Source organism: Eudoraea sp., from assembly GCF_039969275.1.
Lineage (GTDB): Bacteria > Bacteroidota > Bacteroidia > Flavobacteriales > Flavobacteriaceae > Eudoraea.
The window spans coordinates 23,093-36,984 of record NZ_JBDVOC010000015.1; the positions used below are offsets into that span (position 1 = coordinate 23,093).

14 protein-coding genes and 1 tRNA gene are annotated in these 13,892 nt (G+C 36.3%); 8 read left to right on the top strand and 7 right to left on the bottom strand.

Annotated elements, in window-relative coordinates; all coding sequences use genetic code 11:
• The first annotated feature begins 55 nt into the window (after nucleotides 1-55).
• Nucleotides 56-535 carry a cupin domain-containing protein gene (locus ABJH90_RS14175; RefSeq protein ID WP_348140454.1) on the top strand — a complete coding sequence of 160 codons (480 nt, stop codon included), beginning with the start codon at nucleotides 56-58 and terminating at the stop codon, nucleotides 533-535.
• Between the two features lie 55 nt (nucleotides 536-590).
• Here the strand turns inward: ABJH90_RS14175 and ABJH90_RS14180 are convergent, their stop codons facing one another.
• Nucleotides 591-950, bottom strand: coding sequence for a hypothetical protein (locus ABJH90_RS14180; RefSeq protein ID WP_348140456.1), 360 nt, complete (start codon nucleotides 948-950; stop codon nucleotides 591-593).
• Between the two features lie 669 nt (nucleotides 951-1,619).
• Here ABJH90_RS14180 and ABJH90_RS14185 point away from each other — a divergent pair.
• Entirely contained in the window at nucleotides 1,620-2,357 is a 738-nt protein-coding gene (locus ABJH90_RS14185; protein ID WP_348140458.1) for a DUF6090 family protein, read from the top strand.
• Between the two features lie 324 nt (nucleotides 2,358-2,681).
• Here ABJH90_RS14185 and ABJH90_RS14190 read toward each other — a convergent pair.
• Both ABJH90_RS14190 and rseP read right to left on the bottom strand, forming a co-directional pair.
• Nucleotides 2,682-2,755 (bottom strand) — tRNA-Asn (locus ABJH90_RS14190).
• 297 nt (nucleotides 2,756-3,052) lie between these two features.
• The gene (gene rseP / locus ABJH90_RS14195) at nucleotides 3,053-4,405 is read right to left on the bottom strand and encodes an RIP metalloprotease RseP (RefSeq protein ID WP_348140460.1); all 1,353 of its coding nucleotides are present in this window, start codon (nucleotides 4,403-4,405) and stop codon (nucleotides 3,053-3,055) included.
• A gap of 162 nt (nucleotides 4,406-4,567) precedes the next feature.
• On the opposite strand from rseP, the gene ABJH90_RS14200 reads away from it, so the two are divergent.
• From ABJH90_RS14200 to feoB, 3 genes are all read left to right on the top strand, one after another.
• The gene (locus ABJH90_RS14200; protein ID WP_348140462.1) at nucleotides 4,568-5,242 is read left to right on the top strand and encodes an SCO family protein; all 675 of its coding nucleotides are present in this window, start codon (nucleotides 4,568-4,570) and stop codon (nucleotides 5,240-5,242) included.
• Nucleotides 5,243-5,373: 131 nt separating this feature from the next.
• Nucleotides 5,374-5,619 carry a FeoA family protein gene (locus tag ABJH90_RS14205; RefSeq protein ID WP_348140465.1) on the top strand — a complete coding sequence of 82 codons (246 nt, stop codon included), beginning with the start codon at nucleotides 5,374-5,376 and terminating at the stop codon, nucleotides 5,617-5,619.
• Entirely contained in the window at nucleotides 5,616-7,841 is a 2,226-nt protein-coding gene (gene feoB, locus ABJH90_RS14210; RefSeq protein ID WP_348140467.1) for a ferrous iron transport protein B, read from the top strand. Before ABJH90_RS14205 ends, feoB begins: the two co-directional genes overlap by 4 nt.
• A 153-nt stretch (nucleotides 7,842-7,994) precedes the next feature.
• On the opposite strand, the gene ABJH90_RS14215 is transcribed toward feoB, so the two are convergent.
• The 4 genes from ABJH90_RS14215 to ABJH90_RS14230 all read right to left on the bottom strand — a co-directional run bounded on the left by ABJH90_RS14215 (nucleotide 7,995) and on the right by ABJH90_RS14230 (nucleotide 11,498).
• Nucleotides 7,995-8,387: a DUF423 domain-containing protein gene (locus ABJH90_RS14215; RefSeq protein ID WP_348140469.1), complete on the bottom strand. Its 393-nt coding sequence runs from the start codon at nucleotides 8,385-8,387 to the stop codon at nucleotides 7,995-7,997.
• 175 nt (nucleotides 8,388-8,562) lie between these two features.
• Entirely contained in the window at nucleotides 8,563-8,970 is a 408-nt protein-coding gene (locus tag ABJH90_RS14220; protein ID WP_348140471.1) for a DUF2141 domain-containing protein, read from the bottom strand.
• A gap of 38 nt (nucleotides 8,971-9,008) precedes the next feature.
• Nucleotides 9,009-9,449 (bottom strand): hypothetical protein, encoded by a 441-nt coding sequence (locus ABJH90_RS14225; RefSeq protein WP_348140473.1) that lies wholly within the window; start codon nucleotides 9,447-9,449, stop codon nucleotides 9,009-9,011.
• Nucleotides 9,450-9,452: 3 nt separating this feature from the next.
• Nucleotides 9,453-11,498, bottom strand: coding sequence for a S9 family peptidase (locus tag ABJH90_RS14230; RefSeq protein WP_348140475.1), 2,046 nt, complete (start codon nucleotides 11,496-11,498; stop codon nucleotides 9,453-9,455).
• Nucleotides 11,499-11,718: 220 nt separating this feature from the next.
• Between ABJH90_RS14230 and ppk2 (ABJH90_RS14235) the strand changes: the two genes are divergently transcribed.
• Genes ppk2 (ABJH90_RS14235) through ABJH90_RS14245 form a run of 3 tightly spaced genes read left to right on the top strand, consistent with a single transcriptional unit; the run spans nucleotide 11,719 to nucleotide 13,821 of the window.
• Nucleotides 11,719-12,564 (top strand): polyphosphate kinase 2, encoded by an 846-nt coding sequence (gene ppk2, locus ABJH90_RS14235; RefSeq protein ID WP_348140477.1) that lies wholly within the window; start codon nucleotides 11,719-11,721, stop codon nucleotides 12,562-12,564.
• Nucleotides 12,565-12,567: 3 nt separating this feature from the next.
• A complete protein-coding gene (gene ppk2 / locus ABJH90_RS14240) occupies nucleotides 12,568-13,377 on the top strand; it encodes a polyphosphate kinase 2 (RefSeq protein WP_348140479.1) in 810 nt (269 codons plus the stop codon).
• 39 nt (nucleotides 13,378-13,416) lie between these two features.
• Nucleotides 13,417-13,821, top strand: coding sequence for a hypothetical protein (locus ABJH90_RS14245; RefSeq protein ID WP_348140481.1), 405 nt, complete (start codon nucleotides 13,417-13,419; stop codon nucleotides 13,819-13,821).
• The last annotated feature ends 71 nt before the right edge of the window (nucleotides 13,822-13,892 follow it).

Genomic DNA, 13,892 nt, shown 5'->3' on the forward strand with positions numbered 1-13,892 from the left:
CCCATAATATATTATTATATATATTAATTAACTTGATACCTTAAAATCCAACAAAATGAAAACTACTAGAATTAAACAATGCACAAAAAACATGATTACACTTGCCTTTGTTTTTTTAGCAATTGGTTTGAATGCTCAAAGTAATGGTCTTTCTGACACAGAAACTTCTTTTTCCACAACTATTGATAATAAAGATTTGAAATGGTTACCTGCTCCAGATTTCTTTCCAGATTGTTCCTTTACAATACTTCATGGCGATATGTCTAAACCTAATTTAGATTTTTTCTTTAAAATAGAACCTAATACCGAAGTTGTGAATCATACACATAATTCACCTGAACGCATGATTTTAATTTCAGGAGATTTGGAAGTGCAATACCAAGGAGAAAAACCTATAGTATTAAAAGCCGGCTCTTATGCTTATGGTCCTGCAGGAAAGCCGCATAAAGCAAAATGTCTAGATAATGGCCCTTGTGTTTTATTTGTCGCTATGGTAGACCCTTTTGATGCAGTTCCTATTACAAAAAAAGAATAAGATAGTTTGTAAAATCACTATCATTAATAAAGCAACTACTTATCCTCTCTTTAAATCAACTTTTGATTCCCAATAAATATTTGATCAACCACACAACATAAAGAATAATAGATATTGGAATGCATGAAATTACTATAATGATCGACAATAATGCACGAAATAAATCACCATGCTTATCAAAAAATATCTCTTCAGGGTCTGCTTCAAATGCCAGTTGGCAATGGTTAGGACCATCTATTGGCCAGAACGTAAAATTGATTACCTGTTCAAGCGTTTTCCAGAACCATTTCGTAAAACTTCTGTTGACCTGAGAGAAATAACCAACCCTGGCAGAAATTGTATTGTCGGGATTCCCACCACAAATTGCATTACCCAGTTGATCTACTGAGACCAAGACGTTATGAAAATAGCCCATTGTTCTTTTCCGTTGTATTCTCGCATAGGTCTAAATCGAAAATAATATACAAGGACATTAATGTACAAAAATCAGTTATGTGTTAACTATGTGAAAACCATAGAATTATTAAGGTTTTTATTAAGATTATAATCTATTCATTTTATATCTTGATAGACTGAAATAGTGTCTTTCAATCGAACATTATTGGTTCCTCCTCAGATTGTTGAAATATTTAGCGAAATCAGGCTAATTGATTTTCTAACAAAAAACAAACATATTATGATTGTCAGGGTAGGTACGTTCAATTTAAACAACCCCTCTTTCAATTCTTGTGTAGGGAGGTTTTCTATCAACTCAGTAAGCCTCTTATTTAACACTTTCATACTCCTTAAAAAAGCCTAAACTTAATTTTTTGAAAAGGTTAAAAAGCCCCCCTGGGTCTAAATAATCGAGTTTTCTTTTAAGGGGGTAATGCTTGATATTATGTTGACCATTCCAATCACATGATTGTATAACATAGTGTACATTTTAAGCCGTTTTAAGGCCCTTTCTCAGTTATATGATAAAATACGCACATAACTACTTTATAAGGCATATGGGGCTCTATATAACCATAGTTATCCAGCAAATTGATTGCCTATTCTATAATTCATTACCTTAGAAAGGACAACCAACTTCTTCCTTACAATGATCAACTTCTTTCGTAAAATCCGCAAACAACTGGCTGATGATAACAAGCCTTTAAAGTACGCCCGTTATGCCATTGGAGAAATTGCACTTGTTGTAATTGGAATTTTGATTGCTTTGAGTATTAATAATTGGAATCAGTTCCGGAGCGAAAGAAAATTGGAATTGAAGGTTTTAAAAGATCTGAGGGCAGAAATAATTACAAATAATCATAAAATCAATGATGCAATAGTACGGAAAGAAGTCCTTTATAAACCCCTTGCAAAATATATGAAATTAATGGATGAAGGCAAGGTTGAATATATTGATTTTCTTGAAATTCATAAAAAAAACTTCTTCTCTGGTCAAATTAAGCCATCCTTTGGAGTGATTAATTCATTTATTTCATCGGGTGATGTCAATTTAATTTCTAATGACTCTTTGAAGTATATGCTTACGGATTGGAAAGATTATATAGCACGATTCACGGCAATTGAATTTGCTTCTTTTAACGGACACAGAAGATTTAACGAGTATTTTGACAAGCGCTTCCCTGCTTTGGAGAATAAGTATCACAATTTATCTTCTGAAGATCTGAGAAATAGATTTGAGAAAATCTATAATGATGTTGAATATGGTAACAGATTGCTAGTGGTTCGAGAACATTTTGAAAAAATAATAAACTTTGGACAAAACACAAATGTGCATATTGACGGCATGATTAAACTTATCGATAAGGAAATTGTAAAGTTAGATTGAACCAATCCCGACTATCTATCAATAAATACAAGAATACAAAACACTATCAGAAGATGAGCAATGGGACACTGTATTCTCAAAAGGTAAGTTCCTGGATATTGTTTTAGAAGGTAATTCTAAGTATGTTCTATACGCCCTAGACAAGTTCTTTGTTGAGGTGGAGTGGAACATCGATACAGACGAGATAGTTTGTAAGGGAGAGTTTAAATACGGTGATAGCCTAGATAGGTATAGTAAGTCCCTTAAATTGGATTTGTGTTACAATTGTGTAACAAGTATAAAACAAAAAAGGATTACATTTCTGTAACCCTTTGATTATCAATGCTCCCCCTCTTGGACTCGAACCAAGGACCCTCTGATTAACAGTCAGATGCTCTAACCAACTGAGCTAAGGAGGAATATTTACTTATATTTATTTTTTAATTTAGAAATCAATTCAGGATATTCCTTTAAATTCTGAACTAAGTAAATAAACATAATGCAAATCAAAAAAATTATGAACGTCTCCCGAAACTCTAACCTCCCGATAGCTATCGGGATGAGCTAAGGAGGAATATGTTTATTTTAAAGTCTTTTTTTTGACTTAAATCTCTTTGTTTTAGTGGGCAAGCCCTCCGTAGCAACACCCCGTGGTGCAAAGGAGGGTGCAAATATAATAGTTTCTTTCAAATAGCCCAACAAAAAAAAACGGTTTTCTACTTAGAGAGCCATTTATATATATCATTGCCATTGGCAAATAACAATAGTGCGATTAATAGAAAGAATCCAATCATTTGCGCGTATTCTAAAAACTTATCACTGGGCTTTCTGCCCGTTACCATCTCATACAATAAAAAGGTAACATGACCCCCATCTAAAGCGGGGATAGGCAAAATATTCATAAAAGCCAAAATGATGGATATCAAGGCCGTAGTTGACCAAAATGCCGGCCAGTTCCAGGTATCCGGAAACATACCCCCAATAGCAGCAAAACCTCCAACGCCCTTATAGGCTCCTGTTTCCGGGTTGAATATTTTCTTAAGCTGCTTTACATAACTGGTAAGTGTTGTAACCCCTTTATCAATTCCGGCGGGGATTGATTCTGCAAAGGTATATTTCCTGGTCTCTAACCTAAAATAGCCCATCTTCTCCATCTGGTCAAAGGGCAGGGCCCCCGTAGTAACTCCAATAGTGGCTGAGTCACTAATTACAACAGGTATCTGTTCTTCGCGCCCATCCCGACTAACTATAAGATCTACTTTTTGACCTGTATAACGCTCTATGGCAGGTTTGGCTTCATCAAAATAGGTTATTCTTTGATCTCCAATACTAACTATTTGGTCCTTTACTTGTAATCCAGAATCCTTGTTCGCTGATTCATCGGGTATGCCACCTACAATAAAAGGCAGCCTCGGGCTAATAAATCTTATTTTATCCTCGTCTTCCAATAATGTGGCTATGAAATCTACCGGAATCTCTTTTTCTATAGTGGTTCCATCTCTTTCAATAGTGATCGTATTCCCATTTATAATTTCCCCCAGTAAACTATCAAAATTTTTCACTTCTTCGCCATCAATGGCTACAATCTGATCTCCTGTTTGCACTCCTAGTTCATCACCAATATTCTTTTCGGTTACCCAAATGCCATCCTTTAAACTATTCATGGGTATGTATTGGTCACCATAAGAATAGGCCATTCCAATATAGATGATAACTGCCAGAATAAAGTTTACCGTAACACCTCCAAGCATGATAATGAGTCGCTGCCAGGCCGGTTTAGACCTGAACTCCCAGGACTTAGGTTCTTCAGCCATTTGGGCCGTATCCATGCTCTCATCAATCATGCCGGCTATCTTAACATAACCTCCCAGTGGCAGCCATCCGATCCCATAAACAGTTTCTCCAATTTTCTTCTTAAAAAGGGAAAATTTAATATCAAAGAAAAGATAAAATTTCTCTACCCGCGTCTTGAATATTTTAGCCGGGATAAAATGCCCTAACTCATGAAGGACGATTAAAAGTGAAAGACTCAGAAAAAACTGTATGGTCTTTATTAGTATAGGACTCATCTATAGGTTTTATAAGTAAAGCGCACAAAAGTACACTTTTACAAGGTCTTATAAAAAGAAACTATGGCCCCGGGCAGAGATTTAAGAAAGTTTTAGCAGCAAACCCATATCAAAGTTTTTGAATGCTAGCATTTGCTGCTGTACCTTAGCAAAAAATGGCGAATGCTTTCTTTCTTTAGTAAATACAAATTTTTTGGAATCGTGCTCCTTATGCTTTCTATGATTATCATTTATTTGTTTTACAATGCATTGCAACCTAAAAATGTTCTCCCAATTTATCAACCCGCAGATTTTAATTCGGAATTGGTAGATAGTACCCTGGTACATGTAAAAAAATACCACACCATCGCCAACTTTTCGCTTACCAACCAAAATGGCGAAACCATAACGCAGGATTTTTATAGAAATAAAATATATGTGGCCGACTTCTTCTTTACCACCTGCCCTACTATATGCCCGGTAATGACGGAAAATATGGTCTATTTACAGTCGCAGATCGCAAATGATAATGATGTGCTGTTATTATCGCATTCAGTTACACCAGATATAGATTCTGTTGCACAACTTAAAAAATACTCTTTAGAAAAAGGGGTTATAGACAAAAAGTGGAATTTGGTGACCGGGGAGAAAAAACAAATTTATGAACTTGCGAGAAAGTCTTATCTGGCGGTAAAAGATGATGGTGACGGTGGCCCATTTGATATGATACATACAGAAAATTTTATTTTGATCGATAAAGAGCGTAGAATAAGAGGTACTTATGATGGCACCAAGAAAGAGGAAATGGAAAAATTACTGCAGGATCTGGAAGTTTTAAAAATGTCTTACCTTAACTGAAGTGTCAATTCGCGCTGAAACAAATCTTCTCAATGGAAGAAATTTCATGTTTTTCTTTTTTTGACATTTGCCCTGATACCTCATCTTTTTCCATTATTTTTGTCCTTACTTATAATGAATCTAAATAAAAATTGATTACAACCGTTGCACATTTAAAGCGTGGTGAAAGGGGAATTATTAAAGAATTTACCAGGGGTATGCTGCCTATTAAATTACTGGAACTAGGGTGCCTTCCCGGAAATGAGGTAGAATTGATTCAAATAGCTCCTTTAAAGGATCCTTTGTACATAAATGTCAATGGATCTCATATTGCTATCAGAAGATCCATTGCCCTTCAAATAGAGTTGGATCTCATTGAAGATAAAGCCACACTATGAGCAAAAATATTAATGTAGCGCTTATAGGCAATCCAAATACAGGAAAGACCTCCGTTTTTAATCAATTAACCGGTCTTAATCAAAAAGTAGGTAATTACCCGGGGATTACTGTTGAGAAAAAAGAAGGTGTCTGTAAATTACCACGAGGCGTTAAAGCTCATATTCTGGACCTGCCTGGCACTTATAGTCTAAATACGACTTCCCTGGACGAAAGTGTTGTAGTAGAATTACTTCTTAACAAGAACGACAGGGATTTCCCCGATGTGGCAGTGGTTATAAGTGATGTTGAAAATTTAAAGAGAAATCTGCTTGTTTTCACTCAAATAAAAGACCTAAATATCCCCACAATTTTGGTCATCAATATGTCTGACCGGATGCCTAAAAAGGGTATTACCCTGGATGTATCTATCCTTGAAGAAAAATTAAATACCAAAATAGCTCTTGTAAGTACAAGGCAAGGTACCGGGATAGAGCGAATTCGCCAGTTGATTGCCGATTATAAAAATTTGTCTGTCAGACCCAATATCGATTCCACAGTAATAGCGCCGGAATATTTTGAAAGATTGCAACGGACATTTCCTAATGAAAATCTTTACAAATTATGGCTTGTAATTACACAGGACGTCAATTTTATGCCTATTGAGAAAAAGGCGGTACAAGATACATCTTCATTTACAACCAAGACTAAGGCAGAATTGAAAAGACTGCAGCAAAAGGAGACCATTCTCCGGTATCAATTTATAAACGGCGTATTAAAAGAGACCTATAAAGTAGACAGGAATGCCGCCAAGGGATTCAGAGCTACTGTCGATAGGATCTTAACTCATAAGATATTTGGTTACTTAATTTTCCTTGTCATTTTATTGACCATTTTTCAGGCAATTTACGATTGGAGTAGTATTCCAATGGATTTTATTGACGAGCAGTTCGCTGCCGCGAGCAATTGGATAAAAACTACCATGCCGCCGGGAATGTTCACTAATCTTTTAGCCGAAGGTATTCTTGCCGGTATTGGAGGAATAGTGATTTTTATCCCTCAGATCGCCTTTTTATTTCTGTTTATTGCGCTATTGGAGGAGTCTGGCTATATGAGCCGGGTAGTATTCCTTATGGACCGTATAATGCGGCCATTTGGTTTAAGTGGGAAAAGTGTGGTTCCTTTAATTTCCGGTACGGCCTGTGCAATTCCCGCCGTGATGGCCACTCGTAATATTGAAAACTGGAAGGAACGTCTTATTACCATTTTAGTAACCCCTTTTGTGACCTGTTCTGCCAGGCTCCCGGTATATCTCATCATTATTGCACTGGTTATTCCCGAAGGTAGAATTGTAGGTCTGAGTTATCAGGCACTCACACTAACATTGCTGTACTTAATAGGGTTTGGAGCCGCAATTGTATCTGCTATGATCCTCAACAAAGTTCTCAACATAAAGAGCAGCTCATTTTTTATGGTAGAAATGCCTAGTTATAAGTTGCCTCTTTTAAAGAATGTGGCTTATACGGTTATTGAAAAGACCAAAAGTTTTGTGTACGGTGCGGGTAAAATTATCCTTGCAATTTCAATAATCTTGTGGTTTTTGGGTTCCAATGGGTACTCCTACAACTTTAAAAATGCCGATGAGATAATTAATGAGAAAATTGATGCTGAAGGTTTAACCAGGTTCAATACTACCAGCATTCAAAATGAATTGAGTGACTATGAATCGTTTTTAAGGGATAGCACAACCCAAATTACTAATAACGCATTAAGGGATTCATTAAGTCAAAAGGAACTAAATCTTTTTCAAAAAGCACGTAAACAGGAAATTGCAGGCTTCAAACTTGAAAATTCTTATATAGGGAATATTGGTAAAGCAATTGAACCAGCAGTAGCACCTTTAGGCTACGACTGGAAGATTGGTATTGCAGTACTCACTTCTTTTGCGGCACGGGAAGTTTTTGTCGGAACTTTGGCTACTATCTATAGTGTGGGCAACGACGAGGAGGATACTATTAAACACAGGATGGCTATGGAAATAAATCCCGCTACCAAAAAACCCTTATTTGATCTGGCTTCCGGTATTTCATTGCTCCTTTTTTATGCCTTTGCTATGCAGTGCATGAGTACGCTAGCCATTGTAAAACGCGAGACTAATAGCTGGCGATGGCCTATGGCTCAATTAGTATTTATGAGCGTTTTTGCGTATATTGTAGCTTTAATTGCCTATCAGGTTTTGAAATAAAATGAGTGTAATACAACCCATATTGGTTTATCTGACTTTAGCCATTGCCATATTTTATATAGCGAAGAAGTACTTCCTGCCTAAGCGTTTATTTTCTTCCAAAAAAACGACTAAAGGTTTATGTGAACAGGGTAATTGCGGATGCCATTAAGATTAAACCATATTGGCAATAAAAGAATAAAAAAGCAAACCCCAACCTATTATCAAAAGTAATCCTCCCAAAGGAGTAATAGGCCCTAAAAATTTCAAGGATTTCCCTTTTGACGCGCCAATAGATAGTGCATATATGCTAAAGGAAAAAAGGAAAGTGCCTAATATAAAGCAGTAGGCCATATTTTTCTCCAAAGTTGTGGTAAAACCCAGGTTGAAACCCAGAATAAGCAAAAGAATGGCATGATACATCTGGTACTTTACACCTGTATCAAAACTTTTGAGCTGTGCTTCCGAGAGAGATTTCTTTAAGGCATGGGCACCAAATGCACCAAAAACCACAGCAAGCAATCCCAGTAAAGCACCTAGTAATTGAACAATTAGTATAGTCTCCATATAATTTTTAAATATACAGATAGTCCGGGAATACTTCAAAGGGTTATTTATTCAATAAATGAAAAAAATATTCTCCTTTTCTATTTTTTATTTTAGTCTCGTCCTTGTGTGATTGCGCTAATAGAACTGTGGTTTCACACTAATTGGCCTGAAAAGAAATATGAAGTAAATTTTATTAAAGAGATACCTGAATTTCTTTATCTCCCTCTACTTTGAATGAGCATTCACTGTATTTTGGAGGCCCGAATGTTTTCATCTTACCAATAGAAAAACAAATTGGTTCTTTTGGAATTCCAATCCAGTTAGTATCTAATTCGTCATCACCATCTTCATCATGAAAAATTGCTAACGCATATTCCCCATCAGGTAAATCATCAATTATTACCCATGTATTCCCCAATTGTGCTTTACTGCTACCCCCCGAAAACATTTTATCTGAATCCAAAAAACTATCCGAACTGTCGTATACTGCAACAAGTACACTGCCGTTATTGCTTTTAACCCCAGTTACGTCTACCGAAAGTTTGTTCTGAGAAAACAACATAAAAGGCAAAAGCAGTAGATTTAAGAAAAGTAATTTCATTAGAATAAATTATTTGTTTTGTACTAGAAAACTCTGATTTACTGAATTAATTGTATCTCTTGGGTATCTATTTTTTCTTCGAGGTAAAGATATAATTCTTTTGTTTTAACAGAATCAGACAAATTAATAAAAAGCAGAAGGGAATCGTTGTATGTTAATCTGATCTTTTGATGGTGTAAGTTGTCTACATAAACATAAACAAGTTTTTCTTCATTCAGAGAATCTTTAAAAATTCCTTTTTCCTTTTCCCATGCCGAAAAACCATTTTTACGATCCAAAGAGGGAATTTTGCTTACCATTGATACTTCATTCATGGTCTTAAATGGTAACTCCATATAATACACCCCGGATAAAATCTCGATTCTATCCGCTTTCTTCCATATCCAATTTTTATAGTGTGCCAAAAAGCTTAATAAACAGACAATTATAGTTAGGACTATAAGTATATTCCAAAACCAATGCCTTTTTTTGCCTTTCATAACCTATTCATTTTCAGTTTCTTGCCTGTATTTCTCAAACCATGCCAGGGTATTTGCAATTTTTGTAATTAAATTACTGGGCTTATTTGCAATACCATGACCAGCACCGGGGATCTCCACCAACACGGTTTCTATTTTCCTTAATTTTAAGGCGTGATAGAGCTGCTTGGCTTCACTTGGAGGTGTTCTTAAATCTTCCATTCCTACCATTACCATTGTTGGGGTTTCTATATTACCAACGAGAGACAAGGGAGAAAATTTCCAGTAACCTTCAAAATTTTCCCAGGGCTGTCCGGGATATCGAGAATTGGCATACCCGAAGTAATTATCCGCAACAAGTGTCTTGCTTATCCAGTTCATCACCGGTTTGGCAACTACGGCAGCCTTGAACCTGTTGTTTTTACCTATTATCCAAGCCGTCATTATACCACCGGCACTTCCCCCGGTAACATACAGTTGATCTTCATGAGCAATTCCCTTTTTGATACAATAATCTACCCCATCCATGACATCACTATAATCGTCACCCGGATAATTATTGTATAAGAGATTGCCAAATTCTTCACCATAACTTGTACTTCCCCTGGCATTGGGATAAAAAACTATATAACCCGCCGCTGCATATAGCTGCATCTCTGCAGAAAACCTGTCACCATAATTAAGAACTGGTCCTCCATGATTTTCAATCAGAAACGGATATTTTTTGTTCTTGTCAAAATGCGGCGGATAGACCACCCAGCCTTGTAGTTCTCTTTCATCCACAGAGGAGTTGTACCAAACTTCTTCAACACTTCCCAAAGCCCTATAGTCAAAAAGTGCCTTATTCAGAGATGTAATCCTGGTTGTTCTTTTAGACTTCGCATTCATTACTGCAAGCTCGGCCGGGTAATCAGGTCTGCTATGTGTATAGGCGATGGCGCCATTCTTGGAAACGCTGAAAGATCCACCGGCATAAGGTCGCCCAATTGAAGTACCTCCCAGGTTATCTGCCAGTTTTGAAATCTCTCCGTCCAATGAAATATAACCAACCTTGGTGTTTCCCTTATCATCATATGAAATATAGAGACCCGTATTCTTTTCATCCCAAATCATACTGTTAATACTCCTATCCAAAGTTGCAGATAAAACTCTACTATTCGTACCGTCATTATTCATGATTTGCAATTTTCGAACCTGATACGTTTGTACTTTATCCTCGTATCCCAAATATGCAATATACCTGCCATTCGGGGATACAATTGGATTATTATCTGGCCCCTTCCTTTCTGTTAAAGCCTTTATGCCGCCCGTTGCAACCTCCACTTCATAAATCTCACTGTTCCGAAAATCATATTCCCAGTTCTTCGTTCTGTTTCCAGAAAAAAATATTTTAACCCCATCTGCAGACCATGAAAGCTTTCCTCTATGGTGATAATCATCTGAAGTAATCTGTCTAACTGCTCCGCCATGAGACGGAATTACAAAGATGTGATTAAAGCCCGGTTTTATATAGCCCCGTCCATCTGCCTCATGATATAGCCGATCTGTAATTCTTGGTTTTTCAGCCCACTTCGCCCCTTCCGGTTTCTTGGGGATTTTTGCAATTACCGGAGGATCTTTTTCAACATTCATAGAAAATGCCAATTGGTCGCCCTTGGGTGACCATGTTAATGAACTTGGGCTAAATGGAAGTTGACTAATTTTTGCCAGCTTACCACTATCCAACCAATACATATAAATCTCAGAACCTTCACTGGTTGTACTAATAAATGCTATCCTATCTCCACTTGGAGACCATCGGGGACTGTGTTCACTCCCTTCCCGAGAGCTAAGTTTTTGATGTCCCGAGCCATCAGAATTAATAATCCAAAGGTTACCATCAGCCTTATCTTTCATAATATCAAAACCCATCCTTCTATAAATTATCCGGGAACTATTTGGTGCTATTTGTGGATCAGAAACATATTCAAGTTTAAATACATCCAAATAGCTAAATTTTTGTTTTTGCGTGTAAACTTGGGATCCTATCAATAATAAAATAATAACATAAAATAACTTCTTGTGAATCATAGTACTGGAATTTGAAATAAGCATTAAACTTAAACATTAACATGTGGCAAAGCAATATAAATGCTTCCATTTATTTCTGGAATCAATCTGTAAGAAAAACAGTCCTAAAAGTGATAAAATTTTAGGTCAAAATTAGTATCTTTATAGTTACGTCAAAATTTTAAGAGGCAACCAACCCTTTTGCTTTTATATTAATTCCTATACTTAATACTAGTGCCCAATGTTTTTACCTGAAGATCTAACAAGTGTTAAAAAGAGAAAGGATTTGATTTCTATTGCTGGGCAAAAAGGCATGGATATTTCTAAGGTAATTAACGCACTTCGGTATGAGGAAGAACTGAGGCTTTTACAGATAGAATTAGTAAACTTACAGCGTTGGGTAATTAAAAAAAAACTGAGAGTCGCCATACTTTTTGAAGGCAGGGATGCAGCAGGAAAAGGAGGTGCTATTAAACGTTTTACCGAACACCTTAATCCAAGATCAATGAGAGTTGTTGCGCTTTCTAAACCCACCGACGTAGAACAGGGACAATGGTATTTTAGGAGATATATTAAAGAGCTTCCAAATCCCGGAGAGATTGTTTTTTTCGACAGGAGTTGGTACAACAGGGCAGTGGTTGAACCCGTTATGGGATTTTGCAATAAACATGATTACGAACAATTTATGGTCCAGGTTCCGGGATTTGAACATATGCTTTATGAAGATGGTGTTCAACTCGTTAAGTTTTGGTTTTCTATTTCTAAAAAAGAGCAAAAAAAACGGATAGAAAGTCGGTTATTAAATCCTTTAAAAAAATGGAAATTCAGTCCGGTGGATAAAAAAGGACAGGCCTTGTGGGATAAATACAGCTATTATAAAGAACAAATGTTCTCCAAAACGCATACCACATTCAGCCCTTGGATTATAGTAAAAGCCAATAACAAAAAAACTGCCCGTCTTGAGAGTATCCGTTATGTACTTTCCAGGTTTGATTATACGAGAAAAACAAAACACAAAACAAGCATATTACCGGATCCTAACATAATTCTCAGGTATTACAGGCATATTGAACAAATTGATATATAGAAAATGACTACTAAGGACACCAAACATATTCAACTTAGTGAAGATGAAATTTCATTGCTTAACTCCCCCAATGGATTGAAAAATCTATTATCTGATAAAAAGACTAATATTGAAAAATCCTTGCGATTAACGAAGCACGAACTGAAAATCAAAGAGCTTCAGACAGAGCTAATAAAACTTCAAAATTGGGTAATATCAAAAAATAAGAAAATAGTAGTAATATTTGAAGGCCGCGATGCAGCGGGAAAAGGCGGAGCAATAAGAAGAATCACGGCATATATTAATCCCAGGCAATACAGGATCATTGCCTTACCCAAACCAACTGTTGAAGAAAGAGGGCAATGGTATTTTCAGCGCTATGTAAACAAACTACCAAAACCTGGTGAAATGGTCTTTTTTGATCGAAGCTGGTATAACCGTGCTGTTGTTGAGCCAGTAAATGGTTTTTGCACAAAGCCGCAGTACCAAAGTTTTATGCAGCAGGTAAATAGTTTTGAAAGAATGATCATGGATTCTGACACTTATTTAATAAAATTCTATTTTTCAATTACCAAAGAGCAACAAGCATTTCGGTTTAAGGAAATTAAATCCGATCCGCTAAAAAAGTGGAAAATGACCGCGGTAGACGAAAAAGCGCAGGAGTTGTGGGACGAATACACTGCTTTTAAGGTAAAAATGTTTGAGCATACAGATTTAAAAGATTCTCCATGGATAATTATAGATGCCAACAAAAAAACAGATGCGAGAATTAAAGCCTTAAGTTATATAATAGATACTATCCCTTATGAAATTGTAGAGGAAGAGGAGGTTTAATTAGAATATTTTAGATTATCGTATCTTTACTTAAGGATTATGATGGTAAAACTAGTTTCCATATCGGCTTCTTTCCTTATTCTGATACAGAGTTTGAACATTTGTATCAGAGATTTAGTTGATCTTAGTGAATTTATAGAACATGCCACATTTCATTCTGAGAAATATGGAGATAACTTGTTTGTCTTTATCTCCAAGCATTATGGTGAGCTTGAAGCAGATCACAATAAAAAACATCAGGAAGAAAAACAAGAACACGAAGAATTGCCATTTCAGCACCAATCCCATATGGCGTTGCTTTCCGCTTTCATGTTAAAGGATTTACAAGCATATCAAATTAAACCAGTTGACGATTTGGTAGGTTCAGACACAAATTTCTTTTATCAGGCTTCATATTCTAATTGCGAGAAAGAAGCCCCTTTCCAACCCCCCCGCGCGGTATAATTCATCTTGGTTTATTTTTTTCGCAGGCATAATTTTCATTACCAATTATGCATGATTATCAATCATTATTC

Excerpts from the sequence above, each read along its gene's own strand:
- ABJH90_RS14175 (WP_348140454.1), top strand. The coding sequence starts at position 56 with ATGAAAACTACTAGAATTAAACAATGCACAAAAAACATGATTACACTT.
- rseP (WP_348140460.1), bottom strand. The coding sequence starts at position 4,405 with ATGAGTCCTATACTAATAAAGACCATACAGTTTTTTCTGAGTCTTTCA.
- feoB (WP_348140467.1), top strand. The coding sequence starts at position 5,616 with ATGAGCAAAAATATTAATGTAGCGCTTATAGGCAATCCAAATACAGGA.
- ABJH90_RS14215 (WP_348140469.1), bottom strand. The coding sequence starts at position 8,387 with ATGGAGACTATACTAATTGTTCAATTACTAGGTGCTTTACTGGGATTG.
- ABJH90_RS14200 (WP_348140462.1), top strand. The coding sequence starts at position 4,568 with ATGCTTTCTTTCTTTAGTAAATACAAATTTTTTGGAATCGTGCTCCTT.
- ABJH90_RS14220 (WP_348140471.1), bottom strand. The coding sequence starts at position 8,970 with ATGAAATTACTTTTCTTAAATCTACTGCTTTTGCCTTTTATGTTGTTT.
- ppk2 (WP_348140477.1), top strand. The coding sequence starts at position 11,719 with ATGTTTTTACCTGAAGATCTAACAAGTGTTAAAAAGAGAAAGGATTTG.
- ppk2 (WP_348140479.1), top strand. The coding sequence starts at position 12,568 with ATGACTACTAAGGACACCAAACATATTCAACTTAGTGAAGATGAAATT.
- ABJH90_RS14185 (WP_348140458.1), top strand. The coding sequence starts at position 1,620 with ATGATCAACTTCTTTCGTAAAATCCGCAAACAACTGGCTGATGATAAC.
- ABJH90_RS14180 (WP_348140456.1), bottom strand. The coding sequence starts at position 950 with ATGGGCTATTTTCATAACGTCTTGGTCTCAGTAGATCAACTGGGTAAT.
- ABJH90_RS14225 (WP_348140473.1), bottom strand. The coding sequence starts at position 9,449 with ATGAAAGGCAAAAAAAGGCATTGGTTTTGGAATATACTTATAGTCCTA.
- ABJH90_RS14230 (WP_348140475.1), bottom strand. The coding sequence starts at position 11,498 with ATGATTCACAAGAAGTTATTTTATGTTATTATTTTATTATTGATAGGA.
- ABJH90_RS14245 (WP_348140481.1), top strand. The coding sequence starts at position 13,417 with ATGATGGTAAAACTAGTTTCCATATCGGCTTCTTTCCTTATTCTGATA.